Source organism: Martelella sp., from assembly GCF_984369615.1.
In genome coordinates, this window is the sequence record NZ_CFHTCS010000017.1 from 1 (window position 1) to 22621 (window position 22621).

27 protein-coding genes and 1 pseudogene are annotated in these 22621 nt (G+C 63.0%); 26 read left to right on the plus strand and 2 right to left on the minus strand.

Going from position 1 to position 22621, the window contains the following annotated elements; translation table 11 throughout:
* Positions 1-43: 43 nt before the first annotated feature.
* Together AC5DC2_RS02940 and AC5DC2_RS02945 are read left to right on the plus strand one after the other, a co-directional pair.
* Positions 44-268 (plus strand): annotated as a pseudogene (locus AC5DC2_RS02940) (hypothetical protein); the annotation flags it as partial.
* Between the two features lie 565 nt (positions 269-833).
* A complete protein-coding gene (locus AC5DC2_RS02945; protein WP_024708792.1) occupies positions 834-1160 on the plus strand; it encodes a DUF736 domain-containing protein in 327 nt (108 codons plus the stop codon).
* Between the two features lie 94 nt (positions 1161-1254).
* Here AC5DC2_RS02945 and AC5DC2_RS02950 read toward each other — a convergent pair whose 3' ends face one another.
* Both AC5DC2_RS02950 and AC5DC2_RS02955 read right to left on the minus strand, forming a co-directional pair.
* Positions 1255-2496, minus strand: coding sequence for a type II toxin-antitoxin system HipA family toxin (locus AC5DC2_RS02950; protein WP_024708791.1), 1242 nt, complete (start codon positions 2494-2496; stop codon positions 1255-1257).
* Positions 2474-2794, minus strand: a complete 321-nt coding sequence (locus AC5DC2_RS02955) for a helix-turn-helix domain-containing protein (RefSeq protein ID WP_009450556.1) — start codon at positions 2792-2794, stop codon at positions 2474-2476. The genes AC5DC2_RS02950 and AC5DC2_RS02955 overlap by 23 nt, the downstream gene beginning before the upstream one ends.
* Positions 2795-3113: 319 nt before the next feature.
* Here AC5DC2_RS02955 and AC5DC2_RS02960 point away from each other — a divergent pair, with 319 nt between their 5' ends.
* The 24 genes from AC5DC2_RS02960 (at position 3114) to trbG (ending at position 22614) form a co-directional block, all read left to right on the plus strand.
* Positions 3114-3380 carry a helix-turn-helix domain-containing protein gene (locus AC5DC2_RS02960; RefSeq protein WP_024708790.1) on the plus strand — a complete coding sequence of 89 codons (267 nt, stop codon included), beginning with the start codon at positions 3114-3116 and terminating at the stop codon, positions 3378-3380.
* A 60-nt stretch (positions 3381-3440) separates the two neighbouring features.
* Complete coding sequence (locus AC5DC2_RS02965; RefSeq protein ID WP_081725814.1) at positions 3441-3716, plus strand: DNA -binding domain-containing protein; 276 nt, start codon at positions 3441-3443, stop codon at positions 3714-3716.
* A 128-nt stretch (positions 3717-3844) separates the two neighbouring features.
* A complete protein-coding gene (locus tag AC5DC2_RS02970; protein ID WP_244435579.1) occupies positions 3845-4177 on the plus strand; it encodes a transcriptional regulator domain-containing protein in 333 nt (110 codons plus the stop codon).
* Entirely contained in the window at positions 4113-4610 is a 498-nt protein-coding gene (locus tag AC5DC2_RS02975) for a DUF2285 domain-containing protein (RefSeq protein WP_051424091.1), read from the plus strand. Before AC5DC2_RS02970 ends, AC5DC2_RS02975 begins: the two co-directional genes overlap by 65 nt.
* 136 nt (positions 4611-4746) lie before the next feature.
* The gene (locus AC5DC2_RS02980) at positions 4747-5028 is read left to right on the plus strand and encodes a helix-turn-helix transcriptional regulator (RefSeq protein WP_010336149.1); all 282 of its coding nucleotides are present in this window, start codon (positions 4747-4749) and stop codon (positions 5026-5028) included.
* Positions 5029-5047: 19 nt separating this feature from the next.
* Positions 5048-6193, plus strand: coding sequence for a replication initiator protein A (locus AC5DC2_RS02985; protein ID WP_024708787.1), 1146 nt, complete (start codon positions 5048-5050; stop codon positions 6191-6193).
* A complete protein-coding gene (gene parA, locus AC5DC2_RS02990; protein ID WP_024708786.1) occupies positions 6190-6843 on the plus strand; it encodes a ParA family partition ATPase in 654 nt (217 codons plus the stop codon). Before AC5DC2_RS02985 ends, parA begins: the two co-directional genes overlap by 4 nt.
* Entirely contained in the window at positions 6840-7094 is a 255-nt protein-coding gene (locus AC5DC2_RS02995; RefSeq protein WP_024708785.1) for a hypothetical protein, read from the plus strand. The genes parA and AC5DC2_RS02995 overlap by 4 nt, the downstream gene beginning before the upstream one ends.
* Positions 7091-7609: a DUF2840 domain-containing protein gene (locus tag AC5DC2_RS03000; protein ID WP_061449817.1), complete on the plus strand. Its 519-nt coding sequence runs from the start codon at positions 7091-7093 to the stop codon at positions 7607-7609. Before AC5DC2_RS02995 ends, AC5DC2_RS03000 begins: the two co-directional genes overlap by 4 nt.
* Positions 7606-8142, plus strand: a complete 537-nt coding sequence (locus AC5DC2_RS03005; protein WP_061449816.1) for a S26 family signal peptidase — start codon at positions 7606-7608, stop codon at positions 8140-8142. The genes AC5DC2_RS03000 and AC5DC2_RS03005 overlap by 4 nt, the downstream gene beginning before the upstream one ends.
* A gap of 35 nt (positions 8143-8177) precedes the next feature.
* Entirely contained in the window at positions 8178-8513 is a 336-nt protein-coding gene (locus AC5DC2_RS03010) for a DUF736 domain-containing protein (protein ID WP_024707407.1), read from the plus strand.
* A 4-nt stretch (positions 8514-8517) separates the two neighbouring features.
* Positions 8518-9228, plus strand: a complete 711-nt coding sequence (locus AC5DC2_RS03015) for a lytic transglycosylase domain-containing protein (RefSeq protein WP_024707406.1) — start codon at positions 8518-8520, stop codon at positions 9226-9228.
* A 1153-nt stretch (positions 9229-10381) separates the two neighbouring features.
* Positions 10382-11614, plus strand: a complete 1233-nt coding sequence (locus tag AC5DC2_RS03020; protein WP_256389225.1) for a DUF3363 domain-containing protein — start codon at positions 10382-10384, stop codon at positions 11612-11614.
* 120 nt (positions 11615-11734) lie between these two features.
* Positions 11735-13723 (plus strand): conjugal transfer protein TraG, encoded by a 1989-nt coding sequence (locus tag AC5DC2_RS03025; RefSeq protein ID WP_024707404.1) that lies wholly within the window; start codon positions 11735-11737, stop codon positions 13721-13723.
* 14 nt (positions 13724-13737) lie between these two features.
* Positions 13738-14199: a CopG family transcriptional regulator gene (locus AC5DC2_RS03030; RefSeq protein ID WP_024707403.1), complete on the plus strand. Its 462-nt coding sequence runs from the start codon at positions 13738-13740 to the stop codon at positions 14197-14199.
* A 146-nt stretch (positions 14200-14345) separates the two neighbouring features.
* A complete protein-coding gene (gene trbB / locus AC5DC2_RS03035; RefSeq protein ID WP_024707402.1) occupies positions 14346-15338 on the plus strand; it encodes a P-type conjugative transfer ATPase TrbB in 993 nt (330 codons plus the stop codon).
* Positions 15335-15667, plus strand: a complete 333-nt coding sequence (locus tag AC5DC2_RS03040) for a TrbC/VirB2 family type IV secretion system protein (protein WP_009450539.1) — start codon at positions 15335-15337, stop codon at positions 15665-15667. The genes trbB and AC5DC2_RS03040 overlap by 4 nt, the downstream gene beginning before the upstream one ends.
* Positions 15667-15948: a VirB3 family type IV secretion system protein gene (locus AC5DC2_RS03045; protein ID WP_024707401.1), complete on the plus strand. Its 282-nt coding sequence runs from the start codon at positions 15667-15669 to the stop codon at positions 15946-15948. Before AC5DC2_RS03040 ends, AC5DC2_RS03045 begins: the two co-directional genes overlap by 1 nt.
* A gap of 10 nt (positions 15949-15958) precedes the next feature.
* Positions 15959-18466 (plus strand): conjugal transfer protein TrbE, encoded by a 2508-nt coding sequence (gene trbE / locus AC5DC2_RS03050; RefSeq protein WP_024707400.1) that lies wholly within the window; start codon positions 15959-15961, stop codon positions 18464-18466.
* Positions 18463-19245, plus strand: a complete 783-nt coding sequence (gene trbJ, locus AC5DC2_RS03055; protein WP_024707399.1) for a P-type conjugative transfer protein TrbJ — start codon at positions 18463-18465, stop codon at positions 19243-19245. Before trbE ends, trbJ begins: the two co-directional genes overlap by 4 nt.
* Positions 19246-19265: 20 nt before the next feature.
* The gene (trbK-alt, locus tag AC5DC2_RS03060) at positions 19266-19553 is read left to right on the plus strand and encodes a putative entry exclusion protein TrbK-alt (protein ID WP_024707398.1); all 288 of its coding nucleotides are present in this window, start codon (positions 19266-19268) and stop codon (positions 19551-19553) included.
* A gap of 3 nt (positions 19554-19556) precedes the next feature.
* Complete coding sequence (trbL, locus tag AC5DC2_RS03065) at positions 19557-20918, plus strand: P-type conjugative transfer protein TrbL (RefSeq protein WP_061449815.1); 1362 nt, start codon at positions 19557-19559, stop codon at positions 20916-20918.
* A complete protein-coding gene (trbF, locus tag AC5DC2_RS03070; RefSeq protein WP_024706909.1) occupies positions 20915-21604 on the plus strand; it encodes a conjugal transfer protein TrbF in 690 nt (229 codons plus the stop codon). Before trbL ends, trbF begins: the two co-directional genes overlap by 4 nt.
* Complete coding sequence (gene trbG / locus AC5DC2_RS03075) at positions 21601-22614, plus strand: P-type conjugative transfer protein TrbG (protein WP_024706908.1); 1014 nt, start codon at positions 21601-21603, stop codon at positions 22612-22614. Before trbF ends, trbG begins: the two co-directional genes overlap by 4 nt.
* Positions 22615-22621 lie beyond the last annotated feature (7 nt).

Here is a 22621-nt window from a genome sequence, read left to right on the forward strand (position 1 = left end):
CGATGAACTGCTGCCGTGGAGATGGAAAGGATAGCGGTCAGCCCGGACGGTTACGGCGCGTCTGCTGATTGCTCTGGCCTTCGTCGCTCCGGCGGGAATGGCCGGATTTTACGCCACGCTCGGTATTGTCAAGCACATGATGCCCTCGGAGATATGGCAACTCATCTTCTCGGTGATCGGAGCGGTTGCGGTGGGCGTGACGGCGTTCCTGCGCGTTACGGGCATGGCGGCAACCGACCACGCGGACGGCGGCTTTGCACGCACCTGAACCGCAATGATCCGTTGATGGCGACCAGAAGCGGATGCGGATCATCTTCCGTCTTCGTCAGGAAAATGGTGACAGACAGCGGGCATGCATCGAATCAGCGTGAGGCACAGACGCGGCCCATAGGAGCGCAGGGCGGTCGGCATCAGCGTTCGCGGACTGACGGGAACCCGGTTGGGGCGATGCGGGTGGGGCAGGCGGGAAAGAGAGATGCGCATGGCCTGAGACGCGGGGTGACAAAAAGGCCGGTGTTGCCGATCTGGTTATCCTGATGCAGCCCAAGGTTGCCACATCTCCGTTCAGCCCCCGTGTCTCGACCGCTCCAAACGGCCTCTTCAATGGCCTGATCTGGCCGAAGAACAGCGCGTTGCGCTTCGACCGCTTTAGCGCAACAGCGTCGTCACAACTTTCTTCCCCTGACGGCAGAGCCGCCATTCCGCGCGGAACAAGAAAGTTTCTCCTGTGCTGTCCAGCCCCGTTCGGGGTGCGCCAGCGTTCGTCTCCGGCCGGTCGATCGCCATAGAGGCCGCAATGGTGCGGGCTCGGAAACGGAAAACGGAGACTTAAAATGGCAACCATCGGCACCTTCAAGAAGACTGGCTCGAACGAATTCACCGGCGAAATCGTCACCCTCAGCGTCCAGGCCAAGGGCGTGCGCATCGTTCCCGACCTGCGCGCCACCGGCGAGAACGCCCCCAGCCACCGGGTTCTGGTCGGCCGCGCCGAGATCGGCGCCGCCTGGTCAAAGCGCTCCAACGAGGGCCGCGACTATCTGGGCCTCAAGCTGGACGATCCGAGCTTCAACGCTCCGATCTACGCCAACCTCTTCGACGAAGAAGACGGCGAAACCTTCTCGCTCATCTGGTCCCGCCCCAACGGTCGCCGCGGCGACTGAGGCGCGGAACAAAGGCTCCGACCGCAAGGTCGGGGCCTTTCCCGTGCCCGCGGGAAAGCCGCCAGGCCCGGTGACCTGTCCGGGCTGGAACTGCTCAGCCGGTCAGGATCGGGATCATGGTTTTCACATGGGCGTCGATCCGTTCCAGCACGGGCGGGGGGACCACCTCGCGTTCCGGTAGTGTCCACCATTTCGCATCGATGCGTTTCACCGTCTCGACAACGGCCTTGAGCACGGCTGGCTCGGGAAGCCTTGCCCGATTGGCAAACGTCTTCCAGCGGGCCGGGGCCAGGCCCTTGAAGGCCCGCTCGCCGCCCAGTGACAACGCCAGCCCATCTGCCGGAATGTAGGGAACGGTCGAAAGCATGTCGTAGATCGGTGCAAGAGTGGGCGTGTCGCCGTCGCCCGGATAGATCAGCGACCAGTTCTTGAGATGCATGTCGCCATTGCCCATGACCACCGAGTAGGTCAGCCGCCGGACAAACTCCAGCGCGGCGAACGGCGAGATTGCCACATTCAGCACAGAGGCGATGTCGTGGGAGGCGGCGCCATCATATTTACGTGCCGGGTACAGGCCGAAAACCTGCGCGAAATCTTCGATATGGATGCGTTGCCCATCTGCCCCGCGATCAAAACGCCGCACGAGCAGGACCAGCCCCTCGGCAAGTGTTTCGAACTCTTCGGGAATCCCCTCGAACTGGTCCCGTCTGACCAGTTCCCGCTCGGGCACGTCCATGCCGATTGCTTCGGCAAGTGCGAGGTTCGCGAACTCGTTTTCCGACACGCCCGGAAAGGCGGTCGAGGGGAATTTCGCAATATACTGGCCCTCGTCATCCCCGAGCGGCAGGGTCAGTCCGCCGCCCTTGCCCGTGTTCTTCATCACCGATAGCTTCATCTGCACGCCCGCCAGCGAGAAGCGGGCTTTTGGCCGACCTTGGAGAGCCGTAGCCGCGATACCCGGTTGACCGTCACTGGGCAGCACCCGAACGGCACCCGGCAGGTCCGCGCCCAGAGCTGCCAGGAGATCGAAATCATTCCCCGGCCGCACATTGCCCGCATGGTGCTTTTCCATCGCCTCGCGCAGTCGGTCTTCGGGCAGCAGGTTGGCAAAGAAGGGCGGCAGGCTGCCTGCGACAGGTCGCGGATCCTTGCGCAGGCCCCCTGATGCCGCGCGCAGCGACAGGCTCAGAACCGGAATGCCGCCGGTCGCGCGATAGGCCGGATCAAGGCTGAAGGCGTTGAAATCGCCCGGCGTCCTGACGATCGTGCCAACCTTCGCACTGTTCAGGAACACGTCCAGCGAGGTGATGGTCTCAGCGGTACGGACGGCTGTCATCGTCGCTCTCCGGTTGCGGGCTGAAGGCCGGATGATCATCCTCGGCCTCGGGGCGCAAAAGCGCCTCGATGGCGGGCACCATCGCCTGCGGGACCAGCATCATTTCCAGCCCAAGCGCCCGGGCAATGTTGATCAATGTCGTGGTGCGCGCGGCCGCTGCCCCCGTCTCGATGTCGCGGTAGCGCGGGCGCGAAATGCCCGCAAGATCGGCCACCTGCTCCTGGGTCAACCCCGCTGCAAGACGCGCGCGGCGAAAATGGTCGCCGATCAGCCTCAGTGTTTCTTCTTCCGCCTTCATGTGATACCTTTACGGATCATTCTTGCCGCATTGATCTGGATGGGTATCATACCCGGTGTAGAATGCAACAAAAATGATCTCCAAACATATCACTACCATTTCCCATGGAGCGTTTGGGGATCATCTTGCGCTGGTCGACGCTACGGCCAGCACAAGTGCTGCAATTGCGGCATACAGGCGAATCAGTCGGGCTGCATGCTCAGCCGTGCAGATAACGCCCTGGCCAGATTCGACGATTTCGTATGGCGTATCGGGCGAAGGCGACTAAAATAGCCGTAGTTCTGGAATGCGCGCCGGTCGCGATGGGAGGTGATCATGCATGATCACCGCTCGACAGTCGCGGGCCGCACGCGCGTTGCTGGGTTGGACGCAGGAGACGCTCGCTGACAAGGCCCGAATATCGCTGACTGCCCTGAAACGCCTTGAGTCCGAGAACCGGCTCGAGGTGTATGAGACAACGCGGGATCAGGTGCGCCGGGCGCTTGAAGCAGCAGGGATTGTTCTCCTGTCCACGGATCGCGGGCAAGGAGTATTGCTGGTTCATGACCAAGACGAGAAGAGATACCGACAGATCCATGACGCCTGACCGGCGCCGGCGGCATCATCAATCCGCCGCCGCGGCCTGCGCCCTGCGGCGGCCCTCGACATGACATCCGCAGTCATCCCCTTTGACGACATCGTGCCTGTCGGCGACGAGCTGACCGAATATGATCGCGCGCACGTCAAACTCTACATGCGGCTGCTTGATGCTGACGCCGATGGTGCGGAATGGACCGAAGCCGTCAACATTCTGTTCGGTATCGACCCCGCCCTGGAACCAGTGCGCGCTCGGCAGGTTCATGACAGCCATCTGGCCCGCGCGCGCTGGATGACACAGAGCGGCTATCGCCAGTTGCTGCGTCATCCGACAGATCGAACCTGACCTCGCCGCCGTCGCACCAGTGATGCCCTCAGAGCATCACCCCATGTCTTCGTTCCGGCTTCCATCTCGGTAGCGGCGCCGCAATTCTTTCACGCTCCACCTGTGCAGTTTCAACCAGGAGCGGAGCAATGAAGCCGGATACATCCCGCTGGCGAGACCAGGACCAGTATGAATTCTACGATGCGCTGCCCGTTGAGGGTGTCGCCTGGGAATGCCTGCGCCGTAACGCCTCCTATCAGGCCAGTTTCGATGATCTTGTAGCGCAAGGCAGCGGGCATCTTCCCTTTGCGGATGATTTCCAACATCGCTGGGGGTTGCGATTTCCCGGCAGACCCCTGCTTTTCCGCGCTCGACCAACCGGTCATCTGGTCGCCTGTTGCCAATCCGGACGTGCTGATGCTCGGGGCGGCGCCCGATTTTCTTCCGCCTTCTCCGTCCGCCTTATCGGTCGATCTTGCTGATGCCATCTGCGGACCAGAGGGGACATATGGTGTCTTTGACGCCAGAGACGGCGTTCAATATCTGATCCTCGCCGACACCGATGCCAATTCGCAGCCGGCGATCATTCTGCCACTTGACGAAAATCTGCCGGATCGGCTCGAAGCCATTCTCAGGCTCTGGCACATGCTGGCCGGGAGACCCGCGCGCCGCGACCCCAGGATGACGCCGTATCAGCGCCGGCGGTTTCGCCTGATGATGCAAGCTGCCGACGGAAACGCCAACCACGCGACCTATCGTGAGATTGCCATCGCCATTTACGGCGAGGCGCGCGTTCGCGCTGAGCCGTGGAAGACATCGGCTTTGCGCGCCTCTGTCATCGCCCTTGTCCGATCTGCCGCCGCGCTGATCGACGGCGGTTATCAGGACCTTTTGCGCCATCGTCGCAAACCCTGACACTGACGTCTGATCGAGGGTGAGGATTTTACCCCTTCGATCTTCCTCATCCCCCATGCCGCCGCGCCTTCGCCACCGTGCGCATGTCATGCCGTTGATCGTCAGCGGCATCCTGCACAACCACGGAGGCCACCCCATGCGACCTGATCTCGCCGCCTTGCCGCCACGCTACCTGCGCACCAAGGAAGCTGCCGATTTCCTCAGCCTGTCCGCGCGCACGCTGGAAAAGCACAGAACCTACGGAACCGGACCTGCCTATCACAAGCTCGGCGGCCGCGTTGTCTATTCGGTCGAGGATCTCGCAGCCTGGGTTGCGCGCGGATCAGTCACCTCCACGTCGGACCCACGCGGACAGGTTCTCCCGGCGAAACCTCTGCCCCCGACCGCGTTCACCTCGCCCAAGCGCATCACGCGCTGAACGTGGTTGTCACCCTCTGATGGCAGCGCAGCATCCATCCGCCTCGGAACGCGGACAACTCGATCTGTTTCGGACGCTTCCCGGTGAATTCGCTCCACGAGACGCGCAGGATCTCATGGCCTATCCTTTCTTTTCCCTTTCTAAATCGCACCGTATCCGCCCGATTGACTTTGCCCTGGGCAATGTCTCGATCCGTGTCGAAGCTGTTCCCGATCACGGCATGGCGACGATCTGGGATGCCGATATTCTGATCTGGGCGGCCAGTCAGATTGTTGAAGCGCGGGACGCCGGTCTGCGCACGTCGCGCCTGATGGCGGCAACGCCCTATGAAATCCTGACATTCACAGGGCGCGGAACCTCCCTGAGGGACTATCAGCGCCTGAAGGCGGCGCTGGACCGGCTGCAATCGACCACGGTTGCAACCTCGATCCGCCAGCGCGGGAATGGACGGCGACATCGCTTTTCGTGGATCAACGAATGGCACGAGCGGACCGATGCCAATGGCCGCCCGGACGGCATCGAGATGATCGTGCCCGACTGGTTCTACAGTGCGGTTCTGGATGACGCCCTGATCCTCACCATCGACCGGGCCTATTTCAATCTGACCGGCGGGTTGGATCGCTGGCTCTATCGCCTGGTGCGCAAGCATGGTGGGCGGCAGAAAAACGGTTGGCGGTTCGACTTCCGTCACCTGCACCAGAAATCGGGCAGTCTGTCGCCGTTCAAGCGCTTCGCCTTCGAGCTGCGCGACATTATCCGCCGCCAGCCACTGCCCGGCTACACCCTGTTCGCCGAGGTCGAAACCGGCGGCCGGATGCTGCTCGCTTTCGAGCCTGTCCCGGCCTGTGGAAAACCTGTGGATAGCCTCGTGCTATCGGGAACCCGGACTATCGTGCCATCAGGAACCGGAGGCTCGTGCTATCGGGAACCCAAACACCTCCTATCCTTCGGTAATAAAAGCGAAAATTGCGCCCTTAACTTAGAGTCTAACACAGAATCTAACTTTGAAGAGCGGCGGCGCGATGTGGAAAAGCTCATCGCGAAGGCTGGTGCGGCCCTCAGATCGGGTGCCCATAAAGGCAAGCTGACACCCCCAAAGCAGGGATCGCCCGCGTCAACAAGCACGCCTGAACTTCCTCTCGGCAAACCGAGAGGACGGCGATGATTGTTGCGCTCCTCAATCAGAAAGGCGGCGTGGGCAAGACGACGCTGGCGCTGCATCTCGCCGGAGCCTGGGCTGCGCAAGGCAAGCGGGTCATCCTGATCGATGCCGATCCGCAAGGCTCCGCACTCGATTGGTCGGAGCGGCGCAGCCATGAAGGGCTGCCAAGGCTGTTCGCCGTCATCGGCCTTGCCCGCGATACCCTGCACAGGGAAGCGCCGGAGCTGGCGCGTGACGCCGATCATGTCGTTATTGATGGTCCGCCCCGTGTCGCTGGCCTGATGCGCTCTGCGCTGCTTGCTGCCGATCTGGTGCTGATCCCGGTGCAGCCATCTCCTTTCGACGGCTGGGCCTCCGCCGAGATGCTGGCGCTTCTGAACGAAGCCCGCATCTATCGCCCTGAACTGGCCTCCCGTTTTCTGCTGAACCGATGCGGTGCGCGCACCGTCATCGCCCGCGAAACGGCAGAGACACTGGCCGAACATGATCCGCCCTTGCTGGCCACGACGGTCGGCCAGCGTGTCGCCTTCGCCGAAGCCGCACAGACCGGACGGCTGGTCTTGGAGACAGATGGCGGCGAACGGGCCGCACAGGAGGTCACAGCGCTGGCGGCCGAGATCAATGGCCTCGGTGTCGGGAGGATCGTGCCATGACACGTCCGCCCGTCAAATCCGGCTTCGCATCGCGTCCGGGCAATCCCGATAGCTGGGTCAGAGCCGCCGATGCGCCGGCAACCGGCAAGACGGCTACGGAGGCGTTCACCGCCCGCCTGACCATCGACATCGCGCCCGAACTGCGCGGGCGCATCAAGGTTGCCGCTTTCCGCCGCGGTGTCACCGTCGCCGTGATGCTGCGCGAGCTGCTGGTCCGCGAGTTTCCACCCATCGAAGGAGATCAGTCATGACCGGCAAAACCGTGCGCGCTGCTCATGAACATCCGCAGGCGGACGGGCCTGCACCGTTCACCACATTGGTCGAACTGACCTTCCAGAAGAGGAAGGTCGAGCGCTGGATACGCTTCGGCCGCAAGAGCTTTGAACAGATCATCGACCGCCGCCGCAGTCTGATCGGTTTTGCGCCCGAAAGCATCTTCGCCTTCGTCCGCTGGGCCTCCAACGATTACGGCACCATCGTCTCGCGACTCGACATCCTGCGCGCCGTTGGTCGCGGCGAACCGTACCAGACCGTGCCTTTCGTTCGTCCTGGCGGCGAGATCCTGCTGCGTAATGATGGCTGGCGACAAGTCCAGCGGGTGCTGGCCCTGATTGATGCCGTGGACGCGCTTGGCGTCGATCCGGCGGATGTTGCGCCGGACCATTGGCGGCACGTCCACAACCGCTTGAGTGCCGGTCAGGAACCCAATCCCTACACCCCGGAGCGCCATGCCGCGTGGGTCAACCGCCGGAGAATTGCGCCATGAGCCGCCGTCATACTCTCGCGGTGTCCATGCTGGCTGTCGGAACACTTGTCGCCACGGCGGTTGCCGATCTGCCAACCCGGCTGATCTGGAATGCGACTGCCAGCGCGCCCATCGGCTTCTACACAGTTGCTCCCGCCAATGCGCTCGAAGTTCCCGAACTGGTCGCCATCATGCCGTCTGAGCAGTCCATGGTCGAGCGCGGCTATATCGGACGCGGCGTGCCGCTGCTGAAGCGCGTCCTCGGCCTGCCAGGACAGCGCGTCTGCCGCAACGGTGCGACCATTACCGTCGATAATGTCGAGATGGGGGACGCACTGGAGCGCGACCGTATGGGCCGCGATCTGCCGGTCTGGCAGGGCTGCCGCATCATCGGCGAGGGTGAACTCTTCCTCATGAATTGGGACATCCGGGACAGCCTCGACGGCCGTTACTTCGGACCTGTTCCCGCCAGTTCCGTCATCGGCAGGGCGCTCCCGCTGTGGACCGATGAGGAAGGCGATGGCCGCTACGAATGGCGGGCGGCCACGCATTGAACCCACGCCAAATCCACCAACACAGGAGATGTACCATGCCACAGATCGGTCAATTCGCGCGTGACGCATCCGGCTTCGCCGGTCAGCTCGTCACGCTCACCATGAAGCGCGATCTTGTTATCGTACCCACTGAGCATTCCGATGCGGAGAATGCGCCGGACTATCGCGTCCATTACATTGAACATGACGGGCCAGAGGTCGGCGCTGCATGGAAACGCACCGGCGAAAAGGCTGGCGAATATCTCTCGGTGCTGCTTGACGATCCCGCCTTGCCGCAGCCGATCCGCGCCAATCTGTTCCGCGACGACGATGCAGGCTCGTCATGGTCGCTGCACTGGAGCCGCCCGCGGCCCCACGAAGATCGAGACTGAGATCATGCGATCCCGCGCCCTTCTTCTCTTCACGGCCCTTATGTCGGCTGGCAGCGGATTGACGCCTGCATTTGCGCAGGTCACGCCGCAACCCGCGCCTGTTACCGCGCATCCCCATGTTGCTTTCATTGCCGAGGCGTCACAGCGCTTCGGCATTCCAGAGCACTGGATTCGGGCTGTGTTGCGTGTGGAAAGCGCGGGCGATGTGCGCGCCATCTCATCGGCGGGTGCAATGGGACTGATGCAGGTCATGCCCGACACCTGGGCGGGCCTGCGCAGCCGCCATGGTCTCGGGCGCGATCCTTACGATCCGCGCGACAACATCCTCGCAGGCACAGCGTATCTGCGCGAGATGTGGGACCGCTATGGCAATGTCGCAGCCATGCTGGCGGCCTACAATGCCGGTCCCGGTCGCTATGACGAGCATCTGGCGACCGGCCGCACTTTGCCCGCAGAAACACGCGCCTATGTCGCCACGCTCGCACCGCTTCTCGGCGGTGCGACTGCGCCTGATGTGCCGATGATCGTTCCGCCGCCACCGCCGGATTGGCGCGAAGCTCCGCTCTTTGTTGCGCAATCCGGCGGCAATTCGGCGGCGGTCAATCAGCCGTCAAGCGACATCCGCGCAACCGTTCCTCTGCGCGATTCCGTCGATCAGGAGCCGCAGGACGGCGGCATATTCGTGGCCCGTGCGAGCAATGGCGACAAGCCATGAGCATGGCGTTTACGCGCTCGTTCGGTCCATTTCCGGTGTGCAGTCAGGCTTGGGTGCGCCTGGCAGCATTCCCGGCAGGAAGGGCAAAAAGGGCAGGGAAGGCGGAGGGCAAGATAAAGGAAACCGGCACCGTGTCGGGCCGGTTTCTGGGCAAGCCCTTGTCTGCACACTGTTTTGGGGCGCGGCGCACGGCACCCTGCCTCCGGGCCTTGCGTGCCGCGATGTGGCGCAAAGCCTTGGCTTTACTGGGTTTTGACCGGCACTATGGGCGAATACCAGCCGTTTGCGTGCCTGAACGGCATGGGATGCGCTCATGAGCGCCGACGACGAGAACCGCTTTCGCCCCAGGCCTGGCCGGATCAAATCCGACGTGCCGAAGGGGGGCAAGGCGAAGAGCTTTCTGACGCAGGCGAAGAAGCTGGCGCGTCAGCATAGCAACGGTCCCGGTCGATCATCATCATTCGCATCACGGACGTCCTCGTCGTCTTCATCTGGTTCGGCCGGAAAGAGCGGGAAGGCATCGCGGGCGAGCAAAGGTCCGGGCGTCAAGCGTGGGCGTGGGGCGGCCTTTGTCCGCGCCAGAACCCTGTCGGGCGGCTGGCGTCACAGTGCGACCGGAGTGCGCCGCGTCGTCGTCAAAACCCGGTACGTTCAGAGCGCGGGGAAGAACGGCAAAGGGGCTGCCCATCTGCGCTATATCCAGCGAGACGGAACCTCGCGTGATGGCGAGCGTGGCCAGCTCTATTCGGCGACCGAGGATCGCGCCGATGGAGATGCCTTCCTTGATCGCGGCAAGGACGATCGCCATCAGTTCCGCTTTATCGTTTCGCCCGAAGATGCCGCCGATCTTTCCGACCTCACCGAACACACCCGCGATCTGATGAGCCGCATCGAGGCCGACCTTGGCACGAAACTCGATTGGGTGGCGGTCAATCACCACAATACCGGCCATCCCCATGTCCATGTCATCGTTCGGGGCAAGGACGATCTGGGCGAGAACCTGGTCATCAATGGCGACTATCTCGGCAATGGCATTCGTGAGCGGGCGAGCGAACTGACCACGCTGGAACTCGGCCCCGTGACTGAGATCGAGCAGAGCCGCAAGCTGTCTGCCGAAATTGATCAGGACCGCTTCACCCGCATCGACCGCGCTATGACCGAGGAGGCTGACGAACGGTTCCTCGATCTTCGCCACGAACCGGCAAATGCCCGCCGCCAGTTCAATCGCACGCTTCGCCTGCGCCGTCTCGCCAAACTGGAAAAGATGGGGCTGGCTACGGAACATGCACCTGGCGTCTGGGAGCTTGGCGAGAAGATGGAGCCGGCGTTGCGTGAACTGGGTGAGCGCGGTGACATCATCCGCAACATGCACAAGGCGCTGAAGGCCGACGGGCTGGAGCGCGATCCGATGACGTTCCAGCTTCACGATACCGCACCTGCGGCGCCCATCACTGGCCGCATCGTGGACAAATATCTCACCGACGAGATGGGCGAGAGCCTGACGCTCGTGGTGGACGGTATCGACGGACGAACACACCATCTTCCCGGCATTGATCCGGCCCGCGTCGAGGATGCCCGGATCGGCAGCATCGTGGAAGTCGGTCCCGCCGATACAGCACAACGTCCCTCTGATCGCACCATCGCTGCGATCTCGGAGAACGGTATTTACCGACCGAGCCGCCATCTGGAACAGGCGAAGTTCGAAGGACGTATACCGGGCGGCGATTACGAGGGCTATGTCGATGCCCATGTCCGGCGACTGGAGGCGTTGCGCCGCGCCGGCATCGCTGAGCGGATCGACGCTGACCAGTGGCGCATCCCCGATGACTTCGAGAGCCGCGCCACCGCCTATGATGCCGGTCGCAACCGGCAGGCCAGCATCCGTGTCGTCTCGACCTTCGATCTGGAAAAGCAGATCGGCGCCGATGGTGCGACCTGGTTGGACCGACGACTGGTTATGCCGGACGCTTCGGCCTTTACCCCGGCAGGTTTCGGCCAGCAGGTGCGCGAGGCGATGGATCAGCGCCGTGAGCATCATATCGCACAGGGCGATGCCACGCGGCAGCAGAATGGACGCATTTTCTATCGGCGAAACCTGCTCGCCAATCTGCGGGAACGGGAAGTGGCCCGAGTCGGTGCGGAGATGGCCGGGAGCAAGGCGCTGCCATTCCGCGCGGCTGCCGATGGAGAAACTGTCACTGGCAAGTTCACCGGGACCGCACATCTATCGAGCGGCAAGTTCGCCATTATCGAAAAGAGCCACGAGTTCACTCTCGTCCCATGGCGGCCAGTAATCGACCGCCAGATCGGCCGCGAGGTTGCTGGCATCGTGCAGGGTGGATCAGTCTCGTGGCAGTTGGGGCGGACGCGGGGGCTCGGGGTTTGAGCCTTTGCCGATATACCGCCTATAGTATCCGGCAACGCGGCGCCCCCGCCTTTCCTGTTGCCACTCGCAAAAACCTCTATTCTCTGATCGGCTCCGTCTCTCTTGCCAATTGGAGCCTGTATGCGTGGAGGCCGAATACTTTGGGTCCAGATCATTGTCGTGTTCACCATCATCGTGGTGATGGTCTGGGCTGCAACGCAATGGGTGGCTTTCCGGCTCGGCTTCCAGCCACAGCTCGGCAACCCCTGGTTCGATATTGCCGGATGGCCGTTCTACTATCCACCGGCCTTCTTCTGGTGGTGGTTCTCTTACGATGCCTATGCGCCGGGCATCTTTACCGAAGGCGCGTTCATCGCCACGTCCGGAGCGGTTCTGGCCATAGCTGCCGCCTTTCTCATGTCGATCATCCGGGCACGCGAGGCTCGTAATGTCGCCACCTATGGCTCAGCGCGATGGGCCGAGGATAAGGAAATCCATGCTGCCGGATTGCTCGGCCCGGATGGCGTCGTGCTGGGGCGGCACAGCAAGGATTATCTGCGTCATGACGGCCCCGAGCATGTTCTGTGCTTTGCGCCAACCCGATCCGGCAAGGGCGTGGGCCTCGTCGTGCCAACGCTGCTGACCTGGCCGGGAAGCTGTATTGTCCATGACATCAAGGGGGAGAACTGGAATCTGACAGCGGGATTCCGGTCCCATCATGGCCGGGTCCTGCTGTTCGATCCGACCAATGTATATTCCGCAGCCTATAATCCGCTGTTGGAAGTGCGGCAGGGGGAATGGGAAGTCCGCGATGTGCAGAACATCGCGGACATTCTTGTTGATCCCGAAGGCAGCCTCGACAAGCGCAACCATTGGGAAAAGACCAGCCACAGCCTACTCGTCGGCGCGATCCTGCACGTTCTCTATGCCGAGAAAGAAAAGACACTGGCTGGTGTCGCCAATTTCCTGTCCGATCCGCGCCGTCCGGTCGAGGCAACCTTACGCGCAATGATGGACACGCCGCATCTGGGGGAAGCCGGTGTTCATCCTGTCATTGCCTCGTCTGCGCGCGAGCTTCTCAACAAATCAGAGAACGAACGCTCCGGCGTCCTTTCGACCGCCATGTCGTTTCTCGGTCTTTACCGAGATCCGGTTGTCGCCTGCGTGACGGCGCGCTGCGATTGGCGCATCGCCGATCTGGTCGGCGCGAAGGAACCGGTGAGCCTCTATCTCGTCGTACCGCCCTCGGACATCAATCGGACCAAACCGCTGATCCGCCTCATCCTCAATCAGGTCGGACGGCGGCTAACCGAGGAACTGGAGACCTCCGGCAAGCGGCACCGGCTGCTGTTGATGCTCGACGAGTTTCCGGCACTGGGGCGGCTGGATTTCTTTGAATCAGCGCTGGCGTTCATGGCCGGCTACGGCCTGAAAGCCTTTCTGATTGCCCAATCTCTCAACCAGATCGAGCGCGCCTATGGGCAAAACAATGCCATTCTCGATAATTGCCATGTGCGCGTGGCCTTCGCCGCCAATGACGAACGCACCGCCAAGCGGATCAGCGATGCGCTCGGCACGGCTACGGAAATGCGCGATTCCACCAACTATGCCGGCCATCGCCTCGCGCCATGGCTGGGGCACCTCATGGTGTCGCGGCAGGAAACGGCGCGGCCATTGCTGACGCCCGGCGAAATCATGCAGCTTCCGCCAACCGACGAGATCGTCATGGTAGCGGGTGTGCCGCCCATCCGCGCCGCCAAGGCGCGCTACTATGCCGATGCGCGGCTTCAAGAACGGGTGCTGCCGCCGCCCGACCTACGCAAGCAGTCGGTGAAGATGGAAACATCGGCGCCAGACGACTGGACGAGCCGTGTTGTTACGGCCGCGGCCGGCCACGGACCCACGTCGAACACGTCCGACGACGATCCTGCCAATGCCGGTATCCGTCGTGAGCCGGAGCTTCCCGAGCATGAGGAAATCATCCCGCCACCACCGCCGCCATCGCAGGAGTTCGACTTTCTCGATGATGAGCCCGACGTCGATGCCGCCAAAGCCCGTGCCATGCGTCAGCGGATGCGCATGGTCGCGCGGCAGGCGTCACTTGACCCAAATGACGGCATCGAGCTTTGAGAAGGAAGACAGGCATGACGAGTCGAACCCGCATGAATGTCTACTTCTCCCCGGATCTGCTGAAGCAGGTCGAGGGTCTGGCGCTGCGTTGCAATGTTTCAAAATCCGCGGTGATCGAGGCTGCGGTAGCATCCTTCCTGTCCGGTGACACGACCGAACGGCTGGAAGCCGCAATGTCGCGACGCCTGGATAAGCTTGGCCGCCAGTTCGATATGCTGGACGAAGATGTGGCCATCCTCGGCGAGACGCTTTCGCTGTTCGTACAATTCTGGCTCACCATGACGCCGCCGCTGTCAGATAGCGCGAAACAATCGGCGCGCATCAAGGGCAACGAGCGCTTCGAAGGCTTCATGCAGACGCTGGGCAAGCGCCTGGCTTCCGGCGACAGATTCCTGAAAGAGTTGTCGCGGGATATGGATTCGCTTCACGATCTTTCGTCACAAGGCCAGTCCGAAGCGGATGGAAACCAGCTCTGAACTTTAGATCCATCCTATTTGCCGCCCTGCGCCGCCGATGCCCGCACACGCGTAAACATCTGTTGAAACGGCCCTAAATCAGGTTCTTTTAATCGACCCCAATCCGGGGTCCGTCTTTTGCGCGTCCCGCCATGAATGGGGCCGCCATGACCGCATCACATCAGAAACCCGAGACGATTGCGCGTGGTGCGCGGATGCTGCGCACCGCGCTCGGGGCATCGATTGCCCGGTTTCTGGAAGATCCAGCTGTGGTTGAGGTGATGCTGAATCCCGATGGCCGCATCTGGGTGGATCGGCTCTCCGAAGGGCTGGCCGATACGGGGGAGAGGCTGTCGGCTGCCGATGGCGAGCGGATCGTCAGGCTGGTCGCCCATCATGTCGGCGCCGAGGTTCATGCCCGCAATCCGCGTGTGTCGGCTGAACTGCCCGAGACCGGCGAACGGTTCGAGGGTCTGCTGCCGCCGGTGGTCGCAGCACCCGCTTTCGCCATACGCAAGCCTGCCGTCGCGGTGTTCACGCTCGACGACTATGTAAACGCTGGGATCATGACCAGTGCTCAGGCCGAGGTGCTGCGCCTGAACGTCGCCACGCGCGCCAATATCCTTGTCGCGGGCGGCACCTCGACCGGAAAAACCACGCTGACCAACGCGCTGCTGGCAGAAGTCGCCAAGACTTCGGACCGCGTCGTGATCATTGAAGACACGCGCGAACTGCAATGCGCCGCGCCCAATCTGGTCGCGATGCGCACCAAGGATGGCGTGGCGACCCTCTCCGACCTGGTGCGTTCGTCGCTGCGCCTGCGCCCGGATCGCATCCCGGTCGGCGAGGTGCGCGGGTCCGAAGCTCTCGACCTCCTTAAAGCCTGGGGCACCGGCCATCCGGGCGGGATCGGCACCATCCATGCCGGTTCCGGCATTGGCGCGCTGCGACGCCTCGAACAGCTCATCCAGGAAGCCGTCATCACCGTCCCGCGCGCCCTGATCGCCGAGACAATCGACCTCGTCGCCGTTCTTGCCGGACGCGGCTCTTCCCGCCGGCTGGTCGAACTCGCCCGCGTCGATGGGCTGGGGCCGGACGGCGATTACGCCATCACGCATCCCATCACTTTGGCAACCACCCCGAAAGGAAACCTTTCATGATCCGCACGATTTCACGCGGCTGCCGCATCATGGCAACCGCCGCTGCCACTGTTTCCATCAGTCTGATGCTGGCGCCTGCCGCACACGCCTCCGGCTCCTCCATGCCCTGGGAGGCACCGCTTCAGTCGATCCTCCAGTCGATCGAGGGTCCTGTCGCCAAGATCATCGCCGTCATCGTCATCATCGCCACCGGCCTGGCGCTGGCCTTTGGCGATACCTCCGGCGGCTTCCGCCGCCTGATTCAGATCGTCTTCGGCCTGTCCATCGCTTTCGCCGCGTCGAGCTTCTTCCTGTCGTTCTTCTCGTTCGGCGGCGGGGCGCTCATCTGATGGCGGGCGGGTTTGAACAGCTCGATACGGTGCCGGGCTTCTCCATCTCGGTTCACCGGGCGCTGACCGAGCATATCCTGCTCGGCGGCGCACCGCGTTCGATTGCCATTGTCAACGGCACGCTGGCCGGCGCCGTCGGCCTCGGCCTCCGTCTCTGGCTGGTTGGCATCGCCATCTGGGCAGTCGGTCATTTCCTCGCGGTATGGGCTGCCAAACGCGATCCGCTCTTCGTCGAGGTGGGGCGCAGGCATCTGCGCATCCCCGGTCATCTGTCGGTGTGAGGGCGCGGCCATGATGAACCTCACCGAATATCGCCGTACCGCCACCCGCCTCGCGGATTTCCTGCCCTGGGCCGCGCTGGTTGGCTCGGGCGTCGTACTGAACAAGGACGGCAGTTTCCAGAGGACTGCGAAGTTTCGCGGGCCGGATCTGGATTCCGCTGTTGCCGCCGAACTGGTCGCGGTCGCCGGGCGTATCAACAACGCCGTGCGCCGCCTCGGCTCCGGCTGGTCGATCTTTGTTGAGGCACAACGAAGCGAAGCCGCGACCTATCCCGGCAGCCAATTTCCTGATCCGGCCTCCGCTCTGGTCGATGCCGAGCGCAAAGCTGCCTTCGAGGAAGCGGGCACGCATTTCGTGTCGGGCTACTTCCTGACCTTCCTCTGGCTGCCACCCGCCGAAGATGCGGCTCGCGCCGAGACCTGGCTCTACGAGGGCCGTGAGCAATCCGGCGTCAATCCATGGGAGCTGATGCGCGGCTTTGTCGACCGCACCGACCGCGTGCTGGCACTACTCGACGGCTTCATGCCCGAATGCCACTGGATCGATGACGCGGGCACGCTGACCTATCTCCATTCCACGATTTCCACGAACCGCCATCGCGTCCGCGTGCCCGAGGTGCCGATGCACATCGACGCGCTGCTGGCCGATCAGCCGCTGACCGGCGGGCTGGAGCCACGCCTGGGCTTGTCGCATCTGCGCATCCTGACCATCACAGGCTTTCCGACAGCGACCACGCCCGGCCTGCTCGACGAGATGAACCGGCTCGCGTTCCCGTATCGCTGGTCCACCCGCGCCATCCTGATGGACAAGACGGACGCGACGAAACTCCTCACCAAAATCCGCCGTCAATGGTTCGCCAAGAGAAAATCCATCGCCGCGATCCTCAAGGAGGTGTTGACCAACGAGCAATCGGCGCTGGTGGACACCGATGCGTCCAACAAGGCGCTCGATGCCGACATGGCCTTGCAGGAACTGGGCGCTGACGTCGCCGGCATGGCCTATGTCACAGCAACCGTCACCGTCTGGGACGCCGATCCCCGTATCGCCGACGAGAAGCTGCGTCTGGTCGAGAAGATCATTCAGGGCCGTGACTTCACGGCCATGCCGGAAACCGTCAATGCCGTCGATGCCTGGCTCGGCTCAATCCCCGGACATGCCTATGCCAATGTTCGGCAGCCGCCGGTCTCGACGCTCAACCTTGCCCACATGATCCCGCTATCGGCCGTGTGGGCGGGGCCGGAACGGAACGAACATCTCGGAGCGCCCCCCTTGCTTTACGGCAAGACCGAGGGTTCGACGCCGTTCCGGCTTTCCCTTCATGTCGGCGACGTGGGCCATACCCTCGTCGTCGGCCCGACCGGCGCAGGCAAGTCCGTGCTGCTGGCGCTGATGGCGTTGCAATTTCGCCGTTATGAGCGAAGCCAGATTTTCGCTTTCGATTTCGGGGGATCGATCCGGGCATCGGCGCTCGCCATGGGTGGCGACTGGCATGATCTCGGCGGTGGATTGACCGAGGGATCGGAGGTTTCCGTTTCCCTGCAACCGCTGGCGCGGATCGATGATGCCTATGAACGGTCATGGGCCGCTGACTGGATCGCCGCGATCCTGATGCGTGAAGGCATGAGCATCACGCCGGAGGTGAAGGAGCACATCTGGACGGCGCTGACATCGCTGGCATCCGCCCCGGCGGGGGAACGGACCATCACCGGCCTTGCCGTGCTGCTGCAATCCAACGATCTGAAACAGGCGTTGCGCCCTTACTGCATTGGCGGCGCCTATGGCCGGTTGCTCGACGCCGAGGCCGAACATCTCGGATCAGCCGATGTACAGGCCTTCGAGATCGAGGGGCTGGTCGGCACTGGGGCTGCGCCTGCCGTCCTGTCCTATCTGTTTCATCGGATCGGCGACCGGCTCGACGGTCGGCCAACCCTGCTCATCATCGACGAAGGCTGGCTGGCGCTGGATGACGAAGGTTTCGCCAATCAGCTCCGCGAATGGCTGAAGACGCTCAGGAAGAAGAACGCTTCCGTCATTTTCGCCACGCAGTCACTTTCCGACATCGATGGCAGCAATATCGCGCCTGCCATCATAGAAAGTTGCCCGACGCGGCTGCTGCTGCCGAACGAACGCGCCATCGAGCCGCAGATCACGGCAATCTACCGCCGCTTCGGCCTCAATGACCGGCAAATCGAGATCCTCGCGCGGGCCACGCCAAAGCGGGACTATTACTGCCAATCGCGGCGCGGCAATCGCCTGTTCGAGCTTGGCCTCAGCGAAGTCGGCCTCGCGCTCTGCGCCGCATCATCCAAATCCGATCAGACCCGTATCGCCGAACTCGTTGCCGAGCATGGGCAGGACGGTTTTCTCGCGGCTTGGCTGCGCGATCGCGGCGTCGAATGGGCCGTCGATCTGATCCCGAACCTTACCAATCTTGTCGAACGCACAGAGCCCGCTCGGTCGGTCGCGCCAGATCAAATCCATCCAGATGACAGCCAAGAAAAGGAGATCCTGCCATGATCCGTATCCCCGTTTCCCGATATGTCAGTGCATCCGTGCTGGCGCTGACGCTCGCCATGCCTGTTGCACTGTCGCCCATGCTGGCAAGCCCCGCTCACGCTTTTGGCTTCGGCCGCATCGTCTATGATCCGACCAACTATGCGCAGAACCTTCTGACCGCCGCACGCACGCTGGAGCAGATCAACCACCAGATCACCTCGCTTCAGAATGAAGCGCAGATGCTCATCAATCAGGCGAAGAATCTCGCCAGTCTGCCATATTCCTCGCTCCAGACTTTGCAGCAGAACGTCCAGCGCACGCAGCAGCTTCTGGCCCAGGCGCAGAACATTGCCTTCGACGTACAGAACGTCGATCAGATGTTCCAACAGAAATACGGCAAGGTTTCGCTATCCGCGACCGACGCCCAGCTCGTCGCCGATGCACGGTCCCGTTGGCAGAATACGGTCGGCGGCTTGCAGGACGCCATGCGCGTGCAGGCCGGTGTCGTCGGAAATATTGACACCAATCGCGCTGAAATGTCCGCCCTTGTCGCGCAGAGCCAGAACGCGACCGGCGCGTTGCAGGCGACACAAGCGGGCAATCAGCTTCTCGCGCTCCAGTCGCAGCAGCTTTCCGACCTGATCGCGCTGATGTCCGCCAATGGTCGCTCCGAAGCTCTGATCGAAGCCGAGCGCGCCACCGCCGCCGACCAGGGCCGCATCCAACGCGAGCGTTTCCTGACACCGGGATCGGGCTATCAGCCGGGCAATGCCCGGATGTTCGGCAACGGCAGCAACTGACCGGACAGGAGGGGCGCGACATGGACGGCAAGATGCTGGCCCGGCTTGGCGCAATCATATTCGTGGCCATCGCCATCACCGCGACGGTGATCGAAATGACACGCGAGGACGAACCAGCACAGCCCCGTTCGGCGCCGGCGCTTCAGGCGCCTGCCGATCCGCTGCACCAGAGCCTGCGCCACTGCCAGCAGTTAGGCGAGGCCGCCGTGAACGACCCCGGCTGCCTCGCCACCTGGGCCGAGAACCGCGACCGGTTCCTCGGCCGGACGCCGGTGCCCGCCGCTCCGCATCAGAACGGGGGACAGTGAACCATGGGCGGCACCGGCGTCATCGACAACTTTCTGGGTGTTTTCACCAGTTATATCGACAGCGGCTTTGGCCTGCTCGGTGGCGAGGTCGCCTTCATTGCCACCACGCTGATCGTCATCGACGTAACGCTGGCGGCATTGTTCTGGTCCTGGGGTGCCGACGACGACATCATCGCCCGGCTGGTCAAGAAAACGCTGTTCATTGGCGTCTTCGCCTATCTGATCGGCAACTGGAACAATCTCGCCCAGATCATCTTCGACAGCTTCGCCGGTCTTGGCCTGAAAGGTTCGGGCACCAGCTTTTCCGCCGCCGATCTGCTGCGGCCCGGCAAGGTGGCGCAGACCGGCCTCGATGCCGGTCGCCCGCTGCTCGAATCCATCTCGGACATGATGGGTTATTGGTCGTTCTTCGAGAACTTCATCCAGATCGCCTGTCTCATGTTCGCCTGGGCGCTGGTGCTGCTGGCCTTCTTCATTCTCGCCGTGCAGCTCTTCGTCACGCTGATCGAGTTCAAGCTGACCACGCTGGCGGGCTTTGTCCTCATTCCCTTCGGCCTCTTCGGCAAGACCGCCTTCATGGCTGAGCGCGTGCTCGGCAATGTCGTCTCTTCCGGCATCAAGGTGCTGGTGCTCGCCGTCATCATCGGCATCGGCTCGACATTGTTCTCGCAGTTTACGGCCGGTTTCGGCGGCGTGACGCCGACCATCGACGACGCAATGGCGATCGTGCTGGCCGCACTTTCCCTTCTCGGCCTCGGCATCTTCGGTCCCGGCATCGCTTCCGGTCTGGTTTCTGGCGGCCCGCAGCTTGGCGCAGGTGCAGCAGTTGGAACCGGCCTTGCCGCTGGCGGCATGATGCTTGCCGGCGGCGCTGCCGCAGGCATGGCCGCGAAGGGAGGGGCAGCGGCGCTGTCGGGTGGAGCTGCTGCCGTCCGTGGCGGTGCTGCTGCGGCAGGGGCGGCGAGCGCCGCCTATAGTGTCGGATCGCTCGGCCAGTCAGGGGCTGCCGGTGTTGCCTCCGGCCTCGGCGGCGTTGCCCGCGCGGCAGGCTCCGCCGCCGCATCGCCCCTGAAACGAGCGGCCTCGAAAGCAGCGGAAAGCGTCAAATCCAGCTTCTCCGATGGCGCGCGCGGCGGGCTCGGCGTCACGGGTGGATCGTCCTCGCTGGGAACCATTGGCGGTGCGAGCGTGGCCGGTGCCGCACCCGCCTCCGCACCGGCGGGCGGACCGCCTGCATGGGCGCAGCAGATGCACCGCCGCCAGGCGCTCAATCACGGCACGACCATGGCCGCCCATGCCGTCCGCTCCGGTGACAGCCACGGCGGCGGCTCTTCCGTCAACATTTCCGAAAGTGACCGCTCATGAACATCTTCAGACGTCCAGCGACCCATTACGGCAAATCGCCCGAACCCGAGACGCCTTACCAGAAAGCCGCACAAGTCTGGGACGAGCGCATCGGCTCGGCTCGCGTGCAGGCCAAGAACTGGCGCTATATGGCCTTCGGCTCGCTGATCCTCTCGGCGGGCTTCGCTGCCGCGCTCGTTCTGCAATCGGCGCGAGGGACCGTCGTGCCCTGGGTGGTGCAGGTCGATAATCTCGGCCAAGCCCAGACCGTCGCCGCAGCCACCGCCGATTACCGTCCGACCGATCCGCAGATCGCATTCCATCTTGGCCGTTTCATCGAGCAGACGCGCTCGATCCCGGCGGATGCCATCATCGTGCGCCAGAACTGGCTGCGCGCCTATGAGTTCGCCACTGATAGGGGAGCGGCCGCGCTCAACGACTATGCCCGCGCCAATGATCCGTTCACCCGTGTCGGCCGCCAGCAGATCGCAGTCGAGGTTTCCAGCGTCATACGCGCCTCGAACGACAGCTTCCGCGTCGCCTGGACCGAGCGTCACTATGAGAACGGGCAGCTTTCCACGACCGAGCGCTGGACCGCGATCCTGACCATCGTGATCCAGACGCCGCGCGATGCCGAGCGTCTGCGCGCCAATCCGCTCGGCATCTACGTCAATGCAATTTCATGGTCGCGGGAGATGAGCCAATGACCATCGCGTCTTCCCGCAATTCCGCCTTGCCGGTTTTCCGTAAACCCGCCTTTGCAGCTTTGTTGCTTTCGGTCACCATGCTGGCAGGCTGCGCCACCAACAAGACGCCGCAGTTCAGCTATGATGCCGATGTGCCAGCGTTGCCCGTCGTGCCGACCGCTGTCACCGATGACCGGCCTCGGCCGCTTCACACGCCGCCGGCCTGGGCGGTCGCACGCGGCGGAACCGCTGCCGGAACACCGGCAGGCAGGGTTGAGAACGCCAATGCCGCCGCCCGCGTCGAGCCGCGCCGCGAGGGTTACTATAATGCCATCCAGATATATCCCTGGTCGGAAGGCGCGCTCTATCAGGTCTATGCCGCACCGGGCCAGATCACCAATATTGCGCTGGAGCCGGGCGAAAGCCTGACCGGCGCGGGACCGATCGCGGCAGGAGACACCGCCCGCTGGATCATTGGCGATACCGAGAGCGGGAGCGGTACGTCGCGCCGGGTCCATATTCTCGTCAAACCATCCCGATCCGACATCTCAACCAATCTCGTGGTGACGACCGATCGGCGCACCTATATGATCGAGCTGCGCGCCCGCGAGGCGCTCTATATGCCGTCCGTATCTTGGTCTTATCCGGCGCTGCCTGCCGGTCAGCGCCAGACGGTTCCCGCAGCACCCATCATCCCGGTCGAGGCGGCACGCAACTATCGTTACGGCCTGACCGGAGATACGCCGCCATGGCGGCCGATTTCCGTCTTCGACGATGGCCGCCGTGTCTATGTCGTTTTCCCGCGCGGCATCGTGCAGGGAGAGATGCCGCCGATCTTCGTCATCGGTTCCGACGGCGAGACCCAGGTCGTCAACTCCCGCATTCACCAGAACATCCTGATTGTGGATCGCCTGTTCGGCGCGGCTGAGCTGCGTCTTGGCAGCGGCAAGCAGCAGCAGACGGTCAGGATCGTTCGCATCGAGCAAAGGCAAGCTGCCCAGCCCGCTAAAACCGGGGAGCAACCGTCATGAGTGAGGA